This window comes from Actinomycetospora lutea (genome assembly GCF_028737205.1).
Taxonomy (GTDB): Bacteria; Actinomycetota; Actinomycetes; order Mycobacteriales; family Pseudonocardiaceae; genus Actinomycetospora; species Actinomycetospora lutea.
Genome location: NZ_JAQZAL010000002.1, coordinates 269,026 through 289,358 on the forward strand (window position 1 = coordinate 269,026; position 20,333 = coordinate 289,358).

At 75.8% G+C, this 20,333-nt stretch carries 20 protein-coding genes; all 20 read right to left on the reverse strand.

Going from position 1 to position 20,333, the window contains the following annotated elements; translation table 11 throughout:
* Positions 1-6 precede the first annotated feature (6 nt).
* The 20 genes from PHK61_RS03900 to mihF all read right to left on the reverse strand — a co-directional run bounded on the left by PHK61_RS03900 (position 7) and on the right by mihF (position 20,123).
* On the reverse strand, positions 7-855 hold the full coding sequence (locus PHK61_RS03900) for an SWIM zinc finger family protein (RefSeq protein ID WP_274279642.1): 849 nt from the start codon (positions 853-855) through the stop codon (positions 7-9).
* A complete protein-coding gene (locus PHK61_RS03905; RefSeq protein WP_274279643.1) occupies positions 845-3,748 on the reverse strand; it encodes a DEAD/DEAH box helicase in 2,904 nt (967 codons plus the stop codon). The genes PHK61_RS03900 and PHK61_RS03905 overlap by 11 nt, the downstream gene beginning before the upstream one ends.
* 128 nt (positions 3,749-3,876) lie before the next feature.
* Positions 3,877-4,347 (reverse strand): Rieske (2Fe-2S) protein, encoded by a 471-nt coding sequence (locus PHK61_RS03910; RefSeq protein WP_274279644.1) that lies wholly within the window; start codon positions 4,345-4,347, stop codon positions 3,877-3,879.
* 95 nt (positions 4,348-4,442) lie between these two features.
* Positions 4,443-5,147 carry an HAD family hydrolase gene (locus PHK61_RS03915; protein ID WP_274279645.1) on the reverse strand — a complete coding sequence of 235 codons (705 nt, stop codon included), beginning with the start codon at positions 5,145-5,147 and terminating at the stop codon, positions 4,443-4,445.
* An 18-nt stretch (positions 5,148-5,165) separates the two neighbouring features.
* Positions 5,166-6,167: a quinone-dependent dihydroorotate dehydrogenase gene (locus PHK61_RS03920; protein ID WP_274279646.1), complete on the reverse strand. Its 1,002-nt coding sequence runs from the start codon at positions 6,165-6,167 to the stop codon at positions 5,166-5,168.
* Positions 6,167-6,646, reverse strand: a complete 480-nt coding sequence (locus PHK61_RS03925; protein ID WP_274279647.1) for a PH domain-containing protein — start codon at positions 6,644-6,646, stop codon at positions 6,167-6,169. Before PHK61_RS03925 ends, PHK61_RS03920 begins: the two co-directional genes overlap by 1 nt.
* Positions 6,643-7,116 carry a 6,7-dimethyl-8-ribityllumazine synthase gene (gene ribH, locus PHK61_RS03930; RefSeq protein WP_274279648.1) on the reverse strand — a complete coding sequence of 158 codons (474 nt, stop codon included), beginning with the start codon at positions 7,114-7,116 and terminating at the stop codon, positions 6,643-6,645. The genes PHK61_RS03925 and ribH overlap by 4 nt, the downstream gene beginning before the upstream one ends.
* Complete coding sequence (locus PHK61_RS03935) at positions 7,113-8,396, reverse strand: bifunctional 3,4-dihydroxy-2-butanone-4-phosphate synthase/GTP cyclohydrolase II (protein ID WP_274279649.1); 1,284 nt, start codon at positions 8,394-8,396, stop codon at positions 7,113-7,115. Before PHK61_RS03935 ends, ribH begins: the two co-directional genes overlap by 4 nt.
* 6 nt (positions 8,397-8,402) lie before the next feature.
* The gene (locus PHK61_RS03940; RefSeq protein WP_274279650.1) at positions 8,403-9,017 is read right to left on the reverse strand and encodes a riboflavin synthase; all 615 of its coding nucleotides are present in this window, start codon (positions 9,015-9,017) and stop codon (positions 8,403-8,405) included.
* Between the two features lie 143 nt (positions 9,018-9,160).
* Complete coding sequence (gene rpe, locus PHK61_RS03945; protein ID WP_274279720.1) at positions 9,161-9,829, reverse strand: ribulose-phosphate 3-epimerase; 669 nt, start codon at positions 9,827-9,829, stop codon at positions 9,161-9,163.
* Positions 9,830-9,868: 39 nt separating this feature from the next.
* Positions 9,869-11,359 (reverse strand): RsmB/NOP family class I SAM-dependent RNA methyltransferase, encoded by a 1,491-nt coding sequence (locus PHK61_RS03950; RefSeq protein ID WP_274279651.1) that lies wholly within the window; start codon positions 11,357-11,359, stop codon positions 9,869-9,871.
* A 28-nt stretch (positions 11,360-11,387) separates the two neighbouring features.
* A complete protein-coding gene (gene fmt / locus PHK61_RS03955) occupies positions 11,388-12,314 on the reverse strand; it encodes a methionyl-tRNA formyltransferase (protein ID WP_274279652.1) in 927 nt (308 codons plus the stop codon).
* Positions 12,315-12,317: 3 nt separating this feature from the next.
* Positions 12,318-12,869 (reverse strand): peptide deformylase, encoded by a 552-nt coding sequence (def, locus tag PHK61_RS03960; protein WP_274279653.1) that lies wholly within the window; start codon positions 12,867-12,869, stop codon positions 12,318-12,320.
* 126 nt (positions 12,870-12,995) lie between these two features.
* On the reverse strand, positions 12,996-13,577 hold the full coding sequence (locus PHK61_RS03965) for a TIGR03086 family metal-binding protein (protein WP_274279654.1): 582 nt from the start codon (positions 13,575-13,577) through the stop codon (positions 12,996-12,998).
* A gap of 57 nt (positions 13,578-13,634) precedes the next feature.
* Positions 13,635-15,734: a primosomal protein N' gene (locus PHK61_RS03970; RefSeq protein ID WP_274279655.1), complete on the reverse strand. Its 2,100-nt coding sequence runs from the start codon at positions 15,732-15,734 to the stop codon at positions 13,635-13,637.
* A 476-nt stretch (positions 15,735-16,210) separates the two neighbouring features.
* Positions 16,211-17,389 carry a methionine adenosyltransferase gene (metK, locus tag PHK61_RS03975; RefSeq protein ID WP_274279656.1) on the reverse strand — a complete coding sequence of 393 codons (1,179 nt, stop codon included), beginning with the start codon at positions 17,387-17,389 and terminating at the stop codon, positions 16,211-16,213.
* Between the two features lie 164 nt (positions 17,390-17,553).
* On the reverse strand, positions 17,554-18,771 hold the full coding sequence (gene coaBC, locus PHK61_RS03980) for a bifunctional phosphopantothenoylcysteine decarboxylase/phosphopantothenate--cysteine ligase CoaBC (RefSeq protein ID WP_274279721.1): 1,218 nt from the start codon (positions 18,769-18,771) through the stop codon (positions 17,554-17,556).
* A 77-nt stretch (positions 18,772-18,848) separates the two neighbouring features.
* Positions 18,849-19,130: a DNA-directed RNA polymerase subunit omega gene (gene rpoZ, locus PHK61_RS03985; RefSeq protein WP_274279657.1), complete on the reverse strand. Its 282-nt coding sequence runs from the start codon at positions 19,128-19,130 to the stop codon at positions 18,849-18,851.
* Entirely contained in the window at positions 19,127-19,765 is a 639-nt protein-coding gene (gmk, locus tag PHK61_RS03990) for a guanylate kinase (RefSeq protein WP_274279722.1), read from the reverse strand. Before gmk ends, rpoZ begins: the two co-directional genes overlap by 4 nt.
* 40 nt (positions 19,766-19,805) lie before the next feature.
* Positions 19,806-20,123 carry an integration host factor, actinobacterial type gene (gene mihF, locus PHK61_RS03995; protein WP_133830239.1) on the reverse strand — a complete coding sequence of 106 codons (318 nt, stop codon included), beginning with the start codon at positions 20,121-20,123 and terminating at the stop codon, positions 19,806-19,808.
* Between the last annotated feature and the right edge of the window lie 210 nt (positions 20,124-20,333).

Consider the following 20,333-nt stretch of genomic DNA (forward strand, 5'->3'; position numbering starts at 1 on the left):
CCAGTCCTACCCCAACCCCCGGTCGGACGGCTCGGCGAGGCGCCGGTAGAGCGGGCGCAGCACCTCCCGGGCGTCGGTCCCGTCGTCGAGGGCCAGGGGCGGCAGCTCGTCCAGGAGGGCGTCCACGGGGGGCGCGGGCGCCGACGCGGGACGCTCCGGCGGGCCCGGCACGGGCACGCCGGGGCGGTGGAAGCGGTCGAGCAGCTCCGCGAGGGCCGTGGGCGCACCGGCACCCGCGTCGCGGCGGTCGCGCAGCGCGGCGAGCAGGGTCGCCCGGTCGCGGCCGCGCCAGCGCAGCAGGGCGAACGGGTCGACGTCGAACTCCTCGGCGGCGAGGTAGGCCACCGCGGCGAGGTGCTTGCAGGGCACCGACCAGTCGGGACACGTGCAGTCCATCGGCAGCTCCGCCGAGCCCTGCGGGAAGAGCGAGAGCCCGACCCGGGCGAGGACGTCCTCGAGGTCGTCGGGGACCTCCCCGGCGAGCAGGGCGGCGGCGTACCAGGAGTCGGCGGCGAGCGCGTCGAGCACCGCGTCCCACGCCTCGTCGGCGAAGGTGCGCAGGCCGAGGCGGGCGCGGTAGGGCTCGTCGCGACTGCCCTGGACGGTCGCGGTGATCGCCCCGGGCTCGATGACGAGGTCGACGACCTGCCCGGCGCGCGCGTAGGTCTTGCCGCGGGTGAGACGCCCGCCGACGCCGAGCGACTGCAGCACGGCGAGGAAGCGCCCCGACCACCACGACTCGCCGATGTCGCCGCGGCGGCTGCGCGCGACGATGCCGTCCTCGACGGGCTTGCGCTTGCCGAACTCGGGGAAGCGTTCGGAGAACCGGGGACCGGAGCGCGTCTCACGCACCATCGTCGTCGTCCTCCCCCAGCTCCTCGGGCTCCGCGTCCAGGCGCAGGACCTTCGCGAGCTCGTCGGTGGACAGGTCGGTGAGCCAGTCCTCCCCGTCGCGCACCGCGAGGTCGGCCAGCGCCCGCTTGTCGGCGAGCAGGTCGTCGATCCGCTCCTCCAGCGTGCCCGCACAGACGAGCTTGCGGACGCCCACCGTGCGGCGCTGGCCGATGCGGAAGGCGCGGTCGGTGGCCTGGTCCTCGACGGCGGGGTTCCACCAGCGGTCCAGGTGCACGACGTGCTGGGCCGCGGTCAGCGTGAGCCCCGTGCCGCCCGCGCGCAGCGAGAGCAGGAAGAGCGAGGGCCCACTCGATCCATCTCTCCCGGCGGACTGGAAGCGCTCGACCATGGTGTCCCGCGCGCGCCGCGACACCCCGCCGTGCAGCCAGGCGACCTCGGTGTCGAAGCGGGCCGCGAGGTGGGGGGCGAGCATGTCGCCGAACGCCGCGAACTGCGTGAACAGCAGCGCCCGGTCGCCCGCGGCGAGCACCTCGGCGAGGATCTCCTCGAGGCGCGCGATCTTCCCCGAGCGCCGCCCGATCGGCGACCCGTCGTGCAGGAGCAGGGCGGGGTGGTCGCAGATCTGCTTGAGCTTGGTCATCGCGGCGAGCACCTTGCCCCGGCGCTCGATGCCCGGCTGGACGTCGTCGAGGCGCTCGAGCATCTCGTCGACGACGACGCGGTAGAGCGAGGCCTGCTCGCCGGTCAGCCCGCAGCGCTCGACGGTCTCGATCTTCTCGGGGAGGTCGTCGACGACGGCGGGGTCGGTCTTGAGGCGCCGGAGCAGGAACGGGCGGGTGCGTCGGCGCAGGTCCTCGGCGACGTCGGTGCGGCCGTGGCGCTCGACGGGCACGGCGTAGCGCTCGCGGAAGGCGGTGGCGCTCCCGAGCATGCCGGGGTTGACCGCGTCCATGATCGACCAGAGGTCCGCGAGGCGGTTCTCGACCGGCGTGCCGGTCAGCGCGAGGCGGTGCTGCGCGTCGAGGCGGCGGACGGCCTTCGCGCCGCGCGAGCGGTTGTTCTTGACCATCTGCGCCTCGTCGAGCACGACCCGGTGCCAGGCGACGTCCGCGAGCGCGTCGGTGTCGCGCACGAGGGTGCCGTAGGACGTGACGACGAGGTCGGCGTCGGCGGCCGCCGCGGCGGGGTCGCGGCGCGCGGCGCCGTGGTGCACCGCGACCCGTAGCTCCGGGACGAACCGGGCGGCCTCGCGGCTCCACGTCGACACCACCGAGGTGGGGCAGACGAGCAGGGTCGGGCCCGGGTCCTGCCCGGCGCGCTCGTGGGCCTCCAGGGCCAGGACCTGCAGGGTCTTGCCGAGCCCCATGTCGTCGGCGAGCACCCCGCCGAGCCGCAGGCCCGCGAGGAACGCGAGCCACGACAGCCCGCGACGCTGGTAGGGCCGCAGGGTGGCGCGCACCCCGCACGGGGTGTCGAGGGGCTCGAGGGTGCTGCCGCCGGCGAGGAGGTCGCCGAGCTCGCCGTCGAGGCGCAGCGACTCGACGGGCAGGGGCGCGGGGACGTCGTCGGGGTGCGTGGTGGCGAGGTGGAGCACGTCGCCGACGGTCGGGCGGTCGCGCCGTTCGGCCAGGAAGGCGAGCCCGTCGCGCAGCCGGTCGGGGTCGAGCGCGACCCAGCGGCCGCGCAGGCGCACCAGCGGCGCCTTGGCGCGCACCAGCGCGTCCATCTCCGCGTTCGTGAGCTCCTCGCCGTCGACCGCGAGGCGCCAGGAGAAGTCCACGAGATCGTCCTTGCCGATCTTCGCGCCGGTGTCGACGACGCCGTCGGGGCGGGCCTGTCCCCCGGCGCCGGCGAGCCCGAGCCGCGCCGGGCCTGCCCGCCACCCCGCGGGCAGCAGGACGCCGAACCCGGCACGGTCGAGGTCGGCGGCCACGTGGGCGAGGAAGTGGTGGGCGGCGGCGAGGTCGAGGTCCATCCCGCCGGGGCGCGGCACGCGCAGCGCGTCGCCGAGCTCCGGGTAGACGCGGGCGGCGCGCCCGAGCTCGCCGAGCAGGACCTCGGCGGGGTCGTCGAGCCAGCGGCGCAGGGCGGTGGGGTCGCGCCACACGGTGTCGGCGTCGACGGTGAGGCTGGGGTCCTGGGCGGACTGCAGCGCGAAGGTCAGGCGGAACACCGGCTCGGGCTCCTCGAGCGCGTGCCCCAGCTGGTCGACGATCACCTCGTCGAGGCGGAACGACGCGCGTGCGGGACCGGCGTGCGGGGCGCCGACGACGGCCCAGCGGCGCAGCCCCGCGGCCAGCGCGTCGGAGGGGGCGGGGTCGCCGAGCACCGGCGCGTCGCCCAGGGCGTGCGCCCAGTCCGGGGCCGCGGCGAGCTCCTCGCTGCCGGTGATCCGGGCGCGGGCGTGCGCGTCGACCGCGGCGCCGAGCGCGGCCTCGACGACCGCCGAGGCGCTCGCCGTCTCCTCCCCCGGCACGCGCTCGCACCGGCACACGGGCGGCAGGGCGGCGGCGAGGGTGTCGGCGGCGACGAGGTCGGGGCCCTGGAGCACGGGGCGCCAGACCAGCGCGCCGTCCTCGTCATCCGGGGCGGGCAGCAGCCGGCCGCGCGTGACGAGGTCGGCGGCGAGCGCGTCGACGGCGCGCAGGGCGGCGACCGACGGGCTCGCCCGCGTCCCGTCCGGTGGCGCCGGCGGCCCGATGCCGGGCGGGAGCTCGAGGACAGGGACACTCCAGTCGGCGAGGACCGGCGCGCCCGGCCCGGGGGCGACCTCGCCGCGGTCGAGGTCGTCGGAGTCGCGCGGGGCGTCCGGGTCCGAGGGCAGGGCGAGGACCGCGACGCCCGCGGTGGCCGTCGGCGCGTCCCACACGGCGGCGAGGCGCTCGGCCGGCACCGCGAACGGGTGCGGGCGGGCGCCCCGGCGGGCGCGGCTGGTGCTGCGGGCCGGGAGCTCGGGGTCCTCGGCCCACAGACAGACGCCGCGCCCCGGGGACCACAGGGCGTGCAGGGCGAGCGCGCCGGTCAGGACACCTGCACCGTCCCGTCCACGACGCTGACGGGCACCTCGGTGAGCCCGGCGTCCGCCGGGCCCTTGCGCAGCGCGCCGGTGGCGGCGTCGAACTGACTGAAGTGGTTGGGGCAGGTGATGACGCCGTTCTCGGGCGGGTCGACCGTGGTGCCCTGGTGCGGGCACGACGCGTCGAACGCCTTGACCTGCCCGGCCGTCGGCTGCACGAGCAGGATCGGGCGGTCGCCGACCGTGGTGATCGTGCCGCCGCCCACCGGGATCTGCGCGATCGGCGTGCCGCCGCCGGCCGGCGGCGGGGTCGGCGAGGTCGGCGAGGTCGCCGGGCCGGGGGGCGGCGCGGGCGCGGGGGCACCGCCGCTCGGTGTCCCGCCCGAGGAGCACGCGGCGAGCGCGCCGGGGGCGGTCAGGGCGACCGCGAGCCCGCACAGGACCGTGCGACGGGTGGGACCGGTGGTGGTGGGCACCGACACCTCCGTGATCGTGGTGGGACCGCCCAGTCTGCCCGTGGGCGTCTGCGGGTGATGTCGGGGGCCATGGCCCCGACGTCCGCTCACACGGGTCAGGGCGACGGCTCCAGCGGCAGGGCGAGGAGGCCCTCGACGACGTCGTCGAGCGACGGGCCGGTGACGTGCGGGACGGCGACCGCGTCGGGGATCCGGCCCTCGAGGCGCTCGCAGAACCCGCCGACCATGCCCGCCGAGACCGCGCCGTGCACGTCCCAGGAGTGGACGGCGACGAGCGCGGTGCGCGCCGGCGCGGTGGCGATCCGGTCGCACGCCCAGTGGTAGACCGTCGGCGGCGGCTTGAACTGCTTCAGCTCGGCGCACGACATCACGTCGGCGAGCAGGTCCCGGACGCCGCCGGCCTCCAGGGCGGCGCCCGCGACCTCCGCCGAGCCGTGGGTGAACCCGTAGGCGGGGACCCCGGCCTCGGCGAGGCGGCGCAGCGCCGGCGCCACGTCGGGGTGCACGGGCAGCTCCCGGAAGCCGTCGAGCACCGAGGCGACCTGCTCGTCGGTGAGGTCGCGCCCGCTGGTGCGGCGCAGCATGTCGGCGGCCACGACCGCGAACGGCGGCGCCTCGCCGGCCAGGGTCATCGCCATCCCCTGGTGCAGCAGCCGGGCGAAGAACAGCCAGACCTCGTCCTCGGGGCGCCCGAGGGCGGCGAACCGGGGTTGCAGGCCCTCGAGCTGCAGGCAGGTCTCGAAGAGGTCGAAGAGCACGACCTGGGGCCGGCGGGCGGGGGCGCGCAGCGGGACGGTCACGGCGTACAGCGTGCCCCGTCAGCCGCCGTCCAGCTCGCGCAGCACCCGGCGCGGCCATGCCGGGCCGCCGTAGACGAACCCCGTGTACGCCTGGACCAGCGTGGCGCCGGCCTCGAGGCGGGCGCGGGCCTCGGCGCCGGAGTCGATCCCGCCCACCGAGACGATCGTCAGCCGGTCCCCCACCCGCTCGTGCAGGCGGGCGAGCACCGCGCGCGCCGGGCCGACCAGCGGCGCGCCGGACAGCCCGCCGGACCCGGCCGCCGCGACGACGTCCGCGGGCGAGGCGAGGCCCGTGCGCGCGACGGTCGTGTTGGTGGCGACGATGCCGTCGAGACCCTGGGCGACCGCGAGGTCCGCCACGGCGTCGACGCCGTCGCCGTCGAGGTCGGCGGTGATCTTCACCAGCAGCGGGGTGGCGCCGACCTCCGCGCGCACCGCGGCGAGCAGCGGCTCGAGCGCGTCGACGCCCTGCAGGTCGCGCAGGCCGGGCGTGTTCGGCGAGCTGACGTTGACGACGACGTAGTCGGCGTGCGGGCCGAGGATCCGCGCCGAGTACCGGTAGTCCGCGACCGCGTCGGTGGCCGTCTTCGAGCGCCCGATGTTGACCCCGACGACGGTCCCGGCGCCCCGCTCCCGCAGCGCCGCGAGCCGGGCGGCGACGACGTCGGCGCCGGCGTTGTTGAAGCCCATCCGGTTGACCAGCGCCCGGTCGGCGGGCAGGCGGAACAGCCGCGGGCGCGGGTTGCCCGGCTGGGGGCGCGCGGTGACCGTGCCGACCTCCACCGCGCCGAACCCCAGGCGGGCGAGCCCGAGCACGCCCTCGGCGTCCTTGTCGTACCCCGCGGCCACGCCCAGCGGGTTGGCGAACCGCAGGCCCATCGCCTCGACCGGCCGGGACGCGAGCGCGGCGCCGGACAGCACCGGGGCGGCCGCGCGCAGCGCGGTGACGCCGACGCGGTGGGTCAGCTCCGCGGGCACCCGCGTCGCGACGTGGCGGAACAGCTGCTCGTAGGCGCCCATCAGCTCGCGTGGTGGTACTGCGCGTGCAGGCGGCGCAGCGCGCTCACCCCGCGGGCCGCGTGGCCCCGGTCGACGGCCTGCAGCGCCGAGATCGTCAGGTACTCGTCGTCGGGCAGCTCGAGGCGGGCGAACTGGGCGCCGTCGGGGAAGCTCACCGCCAGCACCTCGGACCACGGCACGCGGCGGATGAGGATCGTGGCGCGCACCTCGACCCCGCCGGACCCGGCCCGCAGGCGCGGACGCGTGAACAGCAGCGCGCAGCCGGCAAGGATCGTGCCGAGCACGACCATCGCGATCTGGTCGGCGGGCCGGAAGTTGAACCCCGACCCCTCCACGAAGACCAGCAGTGCGCCGAAGCCGAAGAACGCGAACAGGAAGACCGCGAGGATCCAGGCCACCCAGCGGATGCGCACCGGGCGGACCTCCAGCTCCACCTCGCCGAGGTCGAGGGCCTCGGGCGGGACGACGGGCCCGGTCATCGCGCGATCCCCCGCAGGGTCAGCGCCGCGTCCAGCGCCGCCACGGTCGCTTCGAAGCCCTTGTCCTCGCTCGAGGTCGGCGTCCCGGCGCGCGCCCACGCCTGCGCCTCGTCGTTGACCGTCAGCACGCCGTTGCCCACCGGCGTGCGGGCGTCGAGGCCCACGCGCAGCAGGCCGGCGGTGACGGCGTCGCACACGTAGTCGAAGTGCGGGGTCTCGCCGCGGATGACGACGCCGAGCCCGACGACCGCGTCGTGGCGCTCGGCGAGGCCCTGGCAGACCACCGGCAGCTCCATGGCGCCCGCGACGCGCACCACCGTCGGCTCGGCCACCCCGGCCTTCGCGGCCGCGTCGCGGGCGCGCTCGAGCAGCACGTCGGTGATCGTCGCGTTCCAGCGCGTCACGGCGATGCCGAGCGTCAGGCCCGCCGCGTCGGGGACCTCGGCCTCCGGGCGCCCCTCGCCGCTCACGCCCGGGTCCCGCCGACCGCGGTGCCGTCCTGCGGGGGCTGGGCGACCACGCCGTCCTGCTCGGTGTCGAGGCCCTCGAGGTCGTGGCCCATGCGGTCACGCTTGGTGCGCAGGTAGCGCAGGTTCTCCGGCGTGGCGCGCGCCGGCAGCGCCACGCGGCCGAGGATCTCCAGGCCGTAGCCCTCGAGCCCTGCGCGCTTCTCGGGGTTGTTGGTCAGCAGGCGCATGGACGTGATGCCGAGGTCGGCGAGGATCTGCGCGCCGGTGCCGTAGTCGCGCGCGTCGGCGGGCATGCCGAGCGCGAGGTTCGCGTCGACGGTGTCCGCGCCCGCGTCCTGCAGCTGGTAGGCCTGCAGCTTGTGGATCAGGCCGATCCCCCGGCCCTCGTGACCCCGCACGTAGAGCACGACGCCGCGGCCCTCGGCGACCACCGCGGCCATCGCGGCGTCGAGCTGGGGGCCGCAGTCGCAGCGCCGGGAGCGCAGGACGTCGCCGGTGAGGCACTCGGAGTGGACGCGCACGAGCACGTCCTCGCCGTCACCGATCTCGCCGTGCACCAGCGCGATGTGCTCGATGCCGTCGAGCACCGAGTCGTAGCCGTACGCGACGAACGTGCCGTGGTCGGTCGGGATGTTGGCGTGCGCGACCTGGACGACCTGCTTCTCCGAGCGCCGCCGGTAGGCGATCAGATCCTTGATCGTGATGAGCGTGAGCTCGTGCTCGTCGGCGAAGACCTGCAGCTCGTCGAAGCGGGCCATGTCGCCGTCGTCCTTCTGCGACACGATCTCGCAGATGGCGCCGGCCGGGGACAGCCGGGCGAGGCGGGCCAGGTCGACCGCGGCCTCGGTGTGCCCGGGGCGGCGCAGGACGCCGCCGTCGCGGGCGCGCAGCGGCACGACGTGTCCGGGGCGCGAGAGGTCGGTGGGCGCCGAGTCCGGGTCGGCGAGCACGCGGATGGTGTGCGCCCGGTCGGTGCCCGAGATGCCGGTACCGATGCCCTCGCGGGCGTCGACCGAGACCGTGTAGGCGGTGCCGTGCCGGTCCTGGTTGATCGAGTGCGCGGGCGGCAGGTCGAGCCGGTCGCACGTCTCGCCGGTCAGCGGCACGCAGATGTACCCCGACGTGTAGCGCACCATGAACGACACGAGCTCCGGCGTCGCGCACTCCGCGGCGAAGACGAGGTCGCCCTCGTTCTCGCGGTCCTCGTCGTCGACGACGACGACGGCCTTGCCCGCGGCGATGTCGGCGATCGCCCGCTCGATGTGCTCGAAGCCCTCCACCTGCTCCTACTTCCCCTGTGACGTGCCCGCGGTGTGGGCTCCCACGAGGCGCTCGACGTACTTGGCGACCACGTCGACCTCGAGGTTGACCGTGGATCCCACGGTCCGCTCCCCCAGGGTCGTCTCGCGCAGTGTGGTCGGGATGAGCCCGACGGCGAAGGACTCGTCGTCGACCTCGGTGACCGTCAGGCTGACCCCGTCGACGGCGATCGAGCCCTTCTCCACGACGTACCGGGTCAGGTCGTTGTCCACCCGGAAGCGCACGGTCGTCCACTGGTCGTGCTCGGTGCGCTCGACCACGGTGGCGGTGCCGTCGACGTGACCCTGGACGATGTGGCCGCCCAGCCGGTCGCCGGCGGCCACGGCCCGCTCGAGGTTGACCCGCGTGCCCGCGGTCGCACCCGCCAGCGACGAGCGCCGCAACGTCTCGCCCATGACGTCGACGCCGAACTCGCCGGTGGCGGGGTCGACGACGGTGAGGCAGACGCCGTTGACCGCGATGGAGTCACCGGGGCGGGCGTCGGAGGTGACGACGGGGCCGCGCACGCGCAGACGCGCGGCGTCCTCCTGGGCGACGACGTCGACGATCTCGCCGACCTCCTCGACGATCCCCGTGAACACTGCGGTCTCCTCAGCTCTCCTGGGTCGAGCTCTCGCTGCGCTCCGTCACCCGCGGCCCTGCCGGGCTGCCGGGGCTCCCGTACCCGACCGCCATCATCCTCACGACGCGCCCCGGCGGCAGCACCACCGTCGTGACGCCGCTCTCACCCCTGCCCGAGGTGCGCGGACGCCCGGACCGCCTGCTCGCGCAGCGCCTCGACGGCCCGCTCGGGGTCGTCGGCGCCGTACACCGCCGAGCCCGCCACGAAGCAGTCGACGCCCGCCTCGGCGGCCTGCTCGATCGTCTCCCGGCTGATCCCGCCGTCGATCTCGACGAGGACGTGGAGGTGGCCGGTGTCGACCAGCCGCCGCGCGGTGCGCACCTTGTCGAGCACCTCGGGCATGAACTTCTGCCCGCCGAAGCCCGGCTCGACGCTCATCACGAGCAGCGTGTCGTAGTCGCGCAGGACCTCGACCCAGTCCTCGAGCGGGGTGCGCGGCTTGACCGAGAGGCCGGCGAGCGCCCCCGCGGCGCGGATGTCGCGCGCGACCCGGCGGGGGTCGTGCGCCGCCTCGGCGTGCACGGTGACGTTCCGCGAGCCCGCCTCGGCGTAGCCCGGCGCCCAGCGGTCCGGATCGTTGATCATGAGGTGGCAGTCGAGCGGGATGTCGGTGGCCCGCTCCAGCGCCTCGACCACCGGCAGGCCCAGCGTCAGGTTGGGGACGAAGTGCCCGTCCATGACGTCGACGTGCAGCCAGTCCGCGCCGGGGACCGCGTCCGCCTCGTCCTTCAGGCGCGCGAAGTCGGCGGACAGGATGCTCGGAGCGATCATCGGGGCGCGCGCCACGTGACGCATGGTAGTGGTCCGGTGTCAGGACCTCCGCAGGACGGCGGCATACATCGCGTCGGTGCCGTGACGGTGCGGCCAGAGCTGGACGCCGGGGCCGTGTTCCGGATCGGGCTCCGCCTCGCTGCGTCGCCCGGGCGGCACCGCGGTGTCGGGCACCTCGGGGAGCAGCGCTGGTGTGTCGAGCACCTCGGCGCCGGTCTCGGCCGCGACGGCGGCGACGACGGCGGTGGTCTCCTCGGGGTGCGGGGAGCACGTCGCGTAGGTGACGACCCCGCCGGGCCGGGTGCGCTCCAGGGCGGCGCGCAGCAGGGCGCGCTGCAGCTCGGTGAGCTCGGCGACGTCCTCGGGCTGCCGGCGCCACCGGGCCTCGGGGCGGCGGCGCAGCGCGCCGAGCCCGGTGCAGGGGGCGTCGACGAGGACGCGGTCGTACGTCTCCTCGGGCAGGGCGATCTCCCGGGCGTCCCCGGTGTGCACGCGCACCGGCAGGCCCTCGGTGGCCTGCTCGACCAGCCGCGCCCGGTGCGGCGCGCGGTCCACGGCGTCGAGGGTGGCGCCCTCGATCGCGGCGAGCGCCCCCAGCATCACCGCCTTGCCGCCGGGGCCCGCGCACAGGTCGAGCCAGCGCGTGTCGGACCCTTCCACCGGCGCCCGGGAAGCGACCAGCGCGACCAGCTGGCTGCCCTCGTCCTGGACCACGGCGAGGCCCTCGCGGACCGGGGCCAGCTCGCCCGGATCGCCGCCCTCGGTGAGCAGGACCCCGTACGGCGAGTACGGGGACTCGTCGCCGCCGGTGATCGCGGCGAGCTCCTCGGCGGAGATCTCCCCGGGGCGCGCGGCGAGGTGCACCGCGGGGCGGGCGTCGTCGGCGGCGAGCGCCGCCGCGAGCTCCTCCTCGCCTCCCAGTGCCCGCGCGAACACCTCGGCGATCCACCGCGGGTGGGCGTGGGTCAGCGCGAGGCGGCCGAGGTCGTCGGGCGGGGCGAGCCGCGCGACCCACGCCGCCTCGTCGCGCTCGGCGACCCGGCGCAGGACGGCGTTGACGAACCCGGTGGGCCGCGAGCCGGCGCGGGACCGCACGAGCTCGACCACCGCGCTCACCGCCGCGTGCGGGGGGATGCGGGTGCGCAGCAGCTGCTGGGCGCCGAGGCGCAGGGCGTCGAGGACCACCCCGTCCAGCTCGTCGAGCGGGCGGTCGCAGCAGGCGGCGAGGACGGCGTCGAGCAGCCCCTGGGCCCGGCAGGTGCCGTAGGTGAGGTCCGTGGCGAGCGCCGCGTCGCGCCCGGTGATCCGCCGCTCGCGCAGCAGCGCGGGCAGGGCGAGGTTGGCGTACGCGGCGTCCTCGCGGACCGCCCGCAGGGTGTCGAGGGCGGCCTCGCGCGCCGGGTCGCCGCTCGGCGGGCGCGCCGGGCCCTGGCGTCCGCGGGGCGGCCCGCTGCGGCCCTTGCGGTCGCCCTTGCGGCGCGGACCACGCCCGGAGCGGTGCCCGCCGGGCGGGACGGAGCTGTCGGTCATCGGTGTCCCGTCGCTTCGCTCGCCCCGCTCACCCGAACCGCTCCCCCGACCCGGGACGCACGCCGCGGGCCCAGTCGACCGCGGGCATGGCCTTCTTGCCCTGCGGCTGGACGTCGCCGAGGGCGACGGCGGCGCCCGCGGTGCCGACGAGCACGCGGGCCCGCTCGACGCGGATCGAGCCGGGCTCCAGGCCGCCCTCGCCGGTGGTCAGCACGGGGCCGAGCTTGAGCCGGGCGTCGCGGAACGTCGTCCAGGCGCCCGGGGCGGGCGTGACCGCGCGGATGAGGCGGTCGACGGCGGGCGCGGGGTGGGTCCAGGGCACGCGGGCGTCGTCGACGGTGATCTTCGGGGCGTACGAGACGCCGTCGGCGGGCTGGGGCACGGGGACGAGCTCGCCGTCCTCGATGCCGTCGAGCGTGCTCGCCAGCAGGGCCGCGCCCGACGCCGCGAGACGCTCGAGCAGCGTGCCGGCCGTGTCGTGGCGGCCGATCTCCTCGGTGACCGTGCCGTAGACCGGTCCGGTGTCCATGCCCTCCTCCAGGGCGAAGGTGCTCGCGCCGGTGATCTCGTCGCCGGCGCGGATCGCCGCCTGCACGGGCGCGGCGCCGCGCCAGGCCGGGAGCAGCGAGAAGTGCAGGTTGACCCAGCCGTGGCGCGGGACGTCGAGGGCCTCGCGCCGCAGCAGGTTGCCGTAGGCGACGACGGGACAGCAGTCGGGGGCGAGGTCCTTCAGCTGCTGGAGGAAGTCCGGCTCGTTCGCCCTCACCGGGGTGAGCACGGGGATCCCCGCCTCGTCGGCCAGCGCGCCCACGGGGCTGCGCCGGGGCGTGCGCGAGCGCCCGGCGGGCGCGTCGGGCCGGGTGACGACGGCGACGACCTCGTGGCGCGCGCTGTCGAGCAGGCGCCGGAGGGAGGGCAGGGCGGGCTCGGGCGTCCCCGCGAACACGACGCGCACGGGTTACAGGGCTCGCCCGAAGAGCGGGTGCGGGCTCGTCTTCACGGTCGGCGGTGCCCCCGCGTCGAACCAGGGCGCCTCGCGGATGGCCCTCATCGCCTCGCGGCGGGTCTGCGGGTCGAGCTTGTCGAGGAAGAGCACGCCGTCGAGGTGGTCGGTCTCGTGCTGGATCGCCCGGGCGATCAGCGCGGTGCCCTCGACGGTCTGCGGCTCGCCGTGCATGTCCCACCCGGTGGCCACGACGTGCTCGAAGCGCCGGCAGTCGAAGCGCAGCCCGGGGATGGACAGGCAGCCCTCCGGGCCGAACTGCTCGGTGTCGTCCGCGGCGTTCCACGTCGGGTTGACCATGTGGCCCTCGACGCCGTCCGCGCGGAACGTGAACACCCGCAGCCCCACGCCGATCTGCGGCGCCGCGAGGCCCGCGCCGCCCTGCTCGCGCATGGTCTCGTGCAGATCGGCGACGAGGGTGCGCAGCTCCCGGTCGAAATCGACGACGGGGTCGGCCTTCGTCCGCAGGACGGGGTCGCCGAACAGGCGCAACGGCTGGACGGTCATCGGTCCTCTCTCGGCGGGAGACGTAGCGCAGCGGAGCTCGACCCTCGGGACGGGAGACGTAGCGCAGCGGAGCTCGACCCTCGGGGCGGGAGCGCTCACTCCCGGGTGGGCGTTCGACCGTCCACTCTAGGGCCGGCGCGCCACCGACGGCTGCCAGGCCGGATCCCGCCCGATGAAGCCGAGCAGCCGGGTCTGGGCGTCGGCGTCGTCGGGCACCGGGACCCGCACGCCGAAGTGACCCGAGCCGCGGATGACCTCCTCCATGCCCTCCATCCCCTCGACCAGCGCGGCGCTGAAGCCGGGGTCGAGGGTGTCGTCCTGGCCGGTGGCCCGCGCGAGGTCCCAGGTGTGCATGAAGACGTCGGCGGTGTAGATCTTGTCCACCATCGTCGCCAGCTCCATCGCGCCCATGTGCGGGTTGTCGATGACGCGCCCGGCGGTCTCGGGATCGTCGAGCAGGGCCTGGATCGCGGCGGCGTGGTGCTCCCAGGCGCCCACCGGGTCGTCCGCCACGTCCGGGCCGGGCGGCAGCGTCACCCCGGCCGAGCCCGCCAGGAACCCCGCCGACCAGCCCGTCAGGTGACCGACGACGTCCCGGGCGCGCCACTCCGGGACCGGCGTCGGGACGTCCCAGTCGCGCGTGCCGCGGACGCGCTCGGTGAAGCCGGCGGCGACCCGGCGGTGGCGGTCGGCGGGGGTCTCGGTCATGGTGCGCCTCCTTGCTCAACCTGTTGGTTGAATAATGGCAGGAGGGTGAGGCGGTGTCTAGAGCGGGTCGAGGGGGTCGAGCAGCACCCGGACGGGCTCGCGCTCCTTGCGGGCCGAGCGGACGGCCTGGGCGGCGTGCAGCTCCCTCGCCAGCGTCCGGCCCTGCGTGCGGGGGACGCGCACGAGGCAGCGCTCCGCGCCCTCGGTGCGCTCCTCGGCGCCGGGCAGCTTGGTGCCGGGGGGCAGCTCGACCGGGCCGAGCACCTCGACCGTGTCGGGCAGGGCGGCGAGGAGGTCGGCGACCGCGGGCGGCGCCCCGTCGACGGCGGCCATGCGCATCGCCGGGGGCAGGGCGAGCTCGTCGCGGGCGGCGAGCTCGGTGGCCGCGGACCCGGCCGGGTCCCAGCGCACGAGCGCCTGCACGGCCGGGGTCGACGAGTCGGCGACGACCACCACGCGTCCGCCCTCGCCCGCGGGGCGGACGAGGGCCGCGGCCCCGAACCAGCGGCGCAGCGTCTCCTCCCCCGCCCGCAGCTCGGGGCGGGCGAGCAGCACCGCGCCGTCGAGCAGCAGGGCCGCGCCGTAGCCCCCGTCGGCCACCGGCTCGGCGCCCGGCGTGGCGACGACGAGCGCGGGGTCGCCGGGCACGTGGTCGAGCACCGTGGCGCCGCCGCCCGAGCTGCGCACCACCGTCTGCGGGAACGCGCGGCCCAGCTCCTCGGCGGTGCGCGCCGACCCGACGGCGAGCGCGCGCAGTTTCGTCGACCCGCAGGCGCCGCAGCGGTACGCGGCGTCGGGGTGCCCGCACCAGCGGCAGGTGGGGGCGGCGTCGCCCCTCCCCGGCAGGGCGAGCGGGCCGGCGCAGCGGCGGCAGCGGGCGGGCTCGCGGCAGTGCGCGCACGCCACGGCGGGCAGGTAGCCCTTGCGGGGCACCTGCACGAGCACCGGCGCGCCGGCGGTCAGCGCGGCGCGGGCGGCCTCGAAGGCCACCGACGGCACGCGGGCGGCGCGCGCGGCGGGATCGCGCAGGAGCTGGCGGTCGTCCTCGCCGATCGCGGTGACGCGTGGCCCGCGGACGCGGACGGTGGCGCGGTCGGCGACGACGTCGTGCGCCCAGCCGCTGGACACGAGCAGGGCGGCCTCGGCCGTGCGCGCGAACCCGGCCACGAGCAGGGCGGCGCCGTCGCGGTGCGCGCGGGTCATCGCGACGTCGCGCGCGTGGGGGTAGGGCGCGCGCGGCTCGGCGTGCGAGTCGTCGCCGTCGTCCCACACGACGATCAGCCCGGGGTCGGCGACCGGGGCGAACGCGCTGGCCCGCGTCCCGACCACGATCCGGGCCTGCCCGCGGGCCACCGCGAGCCAGCGGCGGTAGCGCTCGGCGGGGCCGAGGTCGGCGGCGAGCGCGACGACGGCCTGCTCGCCCGCGACGGCCTCGCACGCGGCCTGGACGCGGTCGAGGTCGCGGCGGTCGGGCACCACGAGCACGGCGCTGCGCCCGCCCGCGGCCGTGGTCGCGGCGGCCTCGGCGAGGCGGGCGGGCCAGTCCTCACCGGGGAGCGCCTGCCAGACGGCGTGGGCGCCGCGGCCCTGCTGCAGCGCTTCGAGGAGCGCGGGTCCGCGGGGGTAGGCGCCCCAGCCGTGCCCGGCCGGCGCGCGGGGTTCCGGGCGCTCCGGGGGCGTCTCGGCCTCGACGCGGGCGTGGCGCGGGGGCACCGCGAGGCGCAGGACGTCGGCGAGCGTCCCGGCGTAGCGGTCGGCGACGGCGCGGCAGAGGCCGGCGAGCTCGGGGCTCAGCACCGGCTCCGGCGACACGACCTTCTCGAGCCAGCCCAGGCGGCCGGTGTGCTCGCTCGTGTCCTCGCGCGCGAGCACGAACCCGTCCACCAGGCGCCCGGCGAACCGGACCCGCACCCGCGCGCCGGGCACGGCGTCGGCGGAGAGCTGCTCGGGGACCTGGTAGTCGAAGGCGCGGTCGAGGTGGGCGAGGTTGACGTCCACGGCCACCCGCGCGACCGGGCGCTCCTCGGCGGGGAGGCGCTCGTTGCGGTGGGGCTTCCTCGGGCCGGCCTTCTTCCCGGGGGACGTCGCGGGGGACGTCGCGGGCGCCTTCTCCACGGGCGGCGGCGCCGCGAACAGCGCCTCGTCCGTCTCGCCCACGCGCCCCGGTCTACCAGAGCCCCGCGACGCCCCGGTGGGCGATCACCAGGACCCGGCCGCTCGCCGCCGCCCGATCCGGGCGAAGGGCCCCTTCGGTCGGTACCGGCCGGCCGCCCGCGACCGCGCAGTGATCAGGAGCACGTCATCCACCTCCGGGCGCATGCGCGGGCCGATGACGTGCTCCTGATCTCCACCCACGCGCGTGCGCGCCGCCGCCCGGAGATCAGCAGGCGGAAAGGCACCTCCGAGGGCCCGTCGCGGTGCCTGGCGACCTGCTGATCTCCGGGGCACCGCACGCGTGACCGAGCGCCGGCGTGGCCGGCGCGCTGACACGACCCCGAGAACGCGCACGGCCCGGCCGCCCCGCGAACGGGGCAGCCGGGCCGGCGTGTCGTGCTGGCGAGGACGTGGCGATCCTGGCCCTATGCGTGCTGTGCTGGATCGCCAGCGATGCCGCATCGCTCGTACGCGGGACCTCAGCCGGCGATCGACTTGAGCGCGTCGGCGCGGTCGGTGCGCTCCCACGGGAGGTCGAGGTCGTCGCGGCCGAAGTGGCCGTACGCCGCGGTCGGCTGGTAGATCGGGCGCAGCAGCTGCAGGTCGCGCACGATCGCGCCGGGGCGCAGGTCGAAGACCTCGTGGATCGCCTTCTCGATCTTCGCCGGGTCGACCTGGGCGGTGCCGAAGGTCTCGACGAAGACGCCCACGGGCTCGGCCTTGCCGATCGCGTAGGCGATCTGGACCTCGACCCGCTTGGCCAGGCCGGCGGCCACGACGTTCTTGGCCACCCAGCGCATCGCGTACGCCGCGGACCGGTCGACCTTCGACGGGTCCTTGCCCGAGAAGGCGCCGCCGCCGTGGCGGGCGTAGCCGCCGTAGGTGTCGACGATGATCTTCCGGCCGGTGAGGCCGGCGTCGCCCATGGGGCCACCGGTGACGAAGCGGCCGGTCGGGTTGACCAGGACGCGGGTGTTCGACGAGTCGAGGTCGATCCCCTCGAGCACCGGGTTGATGACCTTCGACCGGATGTCCGGCGCGAGCAGGTTGTCCAGGTCGATGTCGGCGGCGTGCTGCGTCGACAGCACCACGGTCTCGACGCCGACGGGCTTGTCGCCGTCGTAGGCGATGGTGACCTGGGTCTTCCCGTCCGGCCGCAGGTACGGCAGCGTGCCGTCGCGGCGGACCGCGGTCAGCTTGCGGGCGAGCCGGTGCGCCAGCCCGATGGGCAGCGGCATCAGCTCGGGGGTGTCGGCATCGGCGTAGCCGAACATCAGGCCCTGGTCGCCGGCACCCTGCTTGGCGATCTCGTCCTCGGAGCCCTCGACGCGGGACTCGTAGCCCTCGTCGACGCCCTGCGCGATGTCCTTGGACTGCGCACCGATCGAGATCGAGACACCGCAGCTCTCGCCGTCGAAGCCCTTGGCCGACGAGTCGTAGCCGATGTCCAGGATGGTCTTGCGGACGACGTCCACGTAGTTGACCTGGGCGTTGGTGGTCACCTCGCCGGCGACGTGCACCTGCCCCGTCGTGACCATCGTCTCGACCGCGACGCGCGACTTCGGGTCCTGCGCCAGCAGGGCGTCCAGGATGCCGTCGCTGACTGCGTCACAGATCTTGTCTGGGTGGCCCTCGGTGACGGATTCACTGGTGAACAAACGCCTAGCGGGCACAATCACTCCCTGCCTCGACAATGGGACCCGTCCACACTAACGGCATCTCGCGGTGCCGCGAGGGGGCTGACCTGGCTGAATGCCAAGCGTGTCACAGAGCGGTTGTGCTCACCGCCGAATCGTGAGAATGCACCGATCAGCGCAACGATTCAGCGCAACCGCTCGGCGACGGCGTCCCACACCCGCGCGGCCAGCGCAGCCTTCGATCCCATGGGCAGCCGCGAGGACGACCCGTCGGCCCCGAGGAGCCACCCCTCGTTGTCCTCCATCTCGAAGGCCTTGCCCGCCCCCACGGCGTTGACGACGAGAAGGTCACACCCCTTGCGCTCGAGCTTGGCGCGCCCGTAGTCGAGCACGCTGCCGTGCTCGTCCCCGGTCTCCGCGGCGAAGCCCACGACCAGCCGGCGCGGGACGTCCTCGATGACCAGTTCGCGCAGGATGTCGGGGTTGAACTCGAGCGGGATCGAGGGCGGCTCCTCGCCCTTCTTGATCTTTCCGGCGGACAGCGCCTTCGGCCGGAAGTCCGACACCGCGGCGGCCATCACGACGACGTCCGCGGCCTTGGACGCGTCGAGCACGGCGTCGCGCATCTCGCGGGTGGTCTGCACGCGCCGCAGGTCGACCGCGGCGGGCGGGTCGAGGTCGGCGATCGTGCCCGCGACGAGCGTCACGTCGGCCCCGCGCTGGGCGGCGACGCGGGCCAGCGCGTAGCCCTGGCGCCCCGACGAGCGGTTGCCCAGCGTGCGTACCGGGTCGAGCGGCTCGGCCGTCCCGCCCGCCGAGACGACGACCCGCCGGCCCTCGAGGTCGCGGGGCAGCGGGAACGGTTCGGCGCCGCCGGTGCCGCCCCACTCGAGCAGCAGGCGGGCGAACTCGGCGATCTCGGGCGGCTCGGGCAGGCGCCCGGGGCCGGTGTCGGCGCCGGTCAGGCGCCCCGACGCGGGCTCGAGCACGACCGTGCCGCGCCGGCGCAGGGCCGCCACGTTGTCGACCGTGGCGGGGTGCTCCCACATCTCGGTGTGCATCGCGGGCACGGCGAGCACCGGGCAGCGCGCGGTGAGCAGCGTGGAGGTGAGCAGGTCGTCGGCGCGACCCTGGGCCATCCGCGCCAGCAGGTCGGCCGTCGCGGGCACGAGCAGCACGAGGTCGGCGCGCCGCCCCAGGGCGACGTGCTCGACGTCGTACACGTTCTCGAAGACCCCGGTGAGCACCGGGCGCCCGGAGAGCGCCTCGAAGGTGGCCGCGCCGATGAACTCCAGCGCGGACCGGGTGGCCACCACCTGCACGTGGTGGCCGGCCTCGCGCAGGCGCCGCAGCACCTCGCAGGCCTTGTAGGCGGCGATGCCGCCCGAGACCCCGAGGACGATCTCCCGGGGAGCAGCGTCGACGGGTCCAGCTCCCCTATCGGCGTGCTCCCTCGAATGCTGCGTGTCCCGCTCGGTCGTCACTCGCCCTCGGTGTGCTCGAGCAGGCCGGAGTGGATCTCGCGCATGGCCACCGACAGCGGCTTCTCGCGCGGGCCGGGCTCGACCAGCGGGCCGACGTACTCGAGGAGGCCCTCGCCCAGCTGGGCGTAGTAGTCGTTGATCTGGCGGGCGCGCTTGGCCGCGTAGATGACCAGCGCGTACTTGGAGCTCACCGTCTCCAGCAGCTCGTCGATCGGGGGGTTGGTGATGCCCTCGGGCCCCTCGAGAACGCTGCCGGTCCGCCCGGTGGGAATGCTCACTCGCTCGCTCCTGCAGAGGTCGCGCCGGACGCAGAACGGCCCGTCGCCATGGATGAGGTCGGTGGGTCGGCCGCCCGACCGCCGTGTTCGTCGGGGGGACCGACGCTCAACTCTACCAATCGGCGTGCGGTCTCCCCGATGTCGTGGTTGACGACGGTGACGTCGAACTCGCTGGCCGCGGCCAGTTCGTCGCGCGCGGTGGCCAGCCGGCGGTCGACGACCTCGGTGGCCTCGGTGCCCCGGCCGATCAGCCGGTCGACCAGGACCTCCCACGACGGGGGCTCGAGGAACACGAACAGCGCGTCCGGGCGCTGGCCGCGGACGGCCCGCGCGCCGGCGAGGTCGAGCTCGAGCAGCACCGCCTCCCCGGCGGCGAGGTGCTCGTCCACCGGGGCGCGCGGAGTGCCCGACCGGTGCATCCCGCCGTGGATCTCCGCCCACTCGAGCAGCTCACCCTCGGCGATCATGCGGTTGAACTCGGCGGCCGAGACGAAGTGGTAGTCGCGCCCGTCGACCTCCCCGGGCCGGGCGGCCCGGGTGGTCGCCGAGACGCTGAACCACAGGGGTGCGTGGATGCGCCGGAGCTCGGCGACCACCGTGCTCTTCCCGACTCCCGAGGGACCGGCCAGCACCATCAGCCGGCCGGGCCCTCGGGCGGGGGAAGGACTCACGGGCTCACTCGCCGGAGAACTCGTCGAGCAGAGCCTTGCGCTGGCGCTCGCCCAGGCCGCGCAGGCGGCGGCTCGGGGCGATCTCGAGGCGCTCCATGATCTGCTGGGCGCGCACCTTGCCCACGCCCGGCATGGCCTCGAGCAACGCCGAGACCTTCATCTTGCCGAGCACCTCGTCCGAGTCGGCCTGCTCGAGCACCTCGGAGAGGCTGGTGCCTCCCCGCTTGAGGCGCTCCTTGAGCTCGGCCCGGGCACGGCGAGCGGCGGCGGCCTTCTCGAGCGCCGCGGCCCGCTGTTCCTCGGTCAGCTCGGGTAATGCCACGTTCTCCTCCGGGGGTCGTGACGACGGGTCGGCTCCGAGGAGACCGGCCCGTGGTGGCGATCGGTGACCAGTGGTGCGAACGTACCGCGCGAGCCCGACACCGACAGTCCGTGGGGCGGGGATGTCCGCAGGTCGGGGCCCCGTCACACCGGGAGCGCCCGAGCACGTGACCCCCGGTGGTCGCGCCCACCGGAGCGTGTTCGCGGATCA

Coding starts and splice junctions, on each gene's coding strand:
- rpe (WP_274279720.1), bottom strand. CDS start 9,829: ATGATCGCTCCGAGCATCCTGTCCGCCGACTTCGCGCGCCTGAAGGAC.
- PHK61_RS03900 (WP_274279642.1), bottom strand. CDS start 855: ATGGTGCGTGAGACGCGCTCCGGTCCCCGGTTCTCCGAACGCTTCCCC.
- gmk (WP_274279722.1), bottom strand. CDS start 19,765: ATGGTGCTGGCCGGTCCCTCGGGAGTCGGGAAGAGCACGGTGGTCGCC.
- PHK61_RS03920 (WP_274279646.1), bottom strand. CDS start 6,167: ATGGGCGCCTACGAGCAGCTGTTCCGCCACGTCGCGACGCGGGTGCCC.
- def (WP_274279653.1), bottom strand. CDS start 12,869: ATGACCGTCCAGCCGTTGCGCCTGTTCGGCGACCCCGTCCTGCGGACG.
- PHK61_RS03950 (WP_274279651.1), bottom strand. CDS start 11,359: ATGACCGACAGCTCCGTCCCGCCCGGCGGGCACCGCTCCGGGCGTGGT.
- PHK61_RS03925 (WP_274279647.1), bottom strand. CDS start 6,646: ATGACCGGGCCCGTCGTCCCGCCCGAGGCCCTCGACCTCGGCGAGGTG.
- PHK61_RS03965 (WP_274279654.1), bottom strand. CDS start 13,577: ATGACCGAGACCCCCGCCGACCGCCACCGCCGGGTCGCCGCCGGCTTC.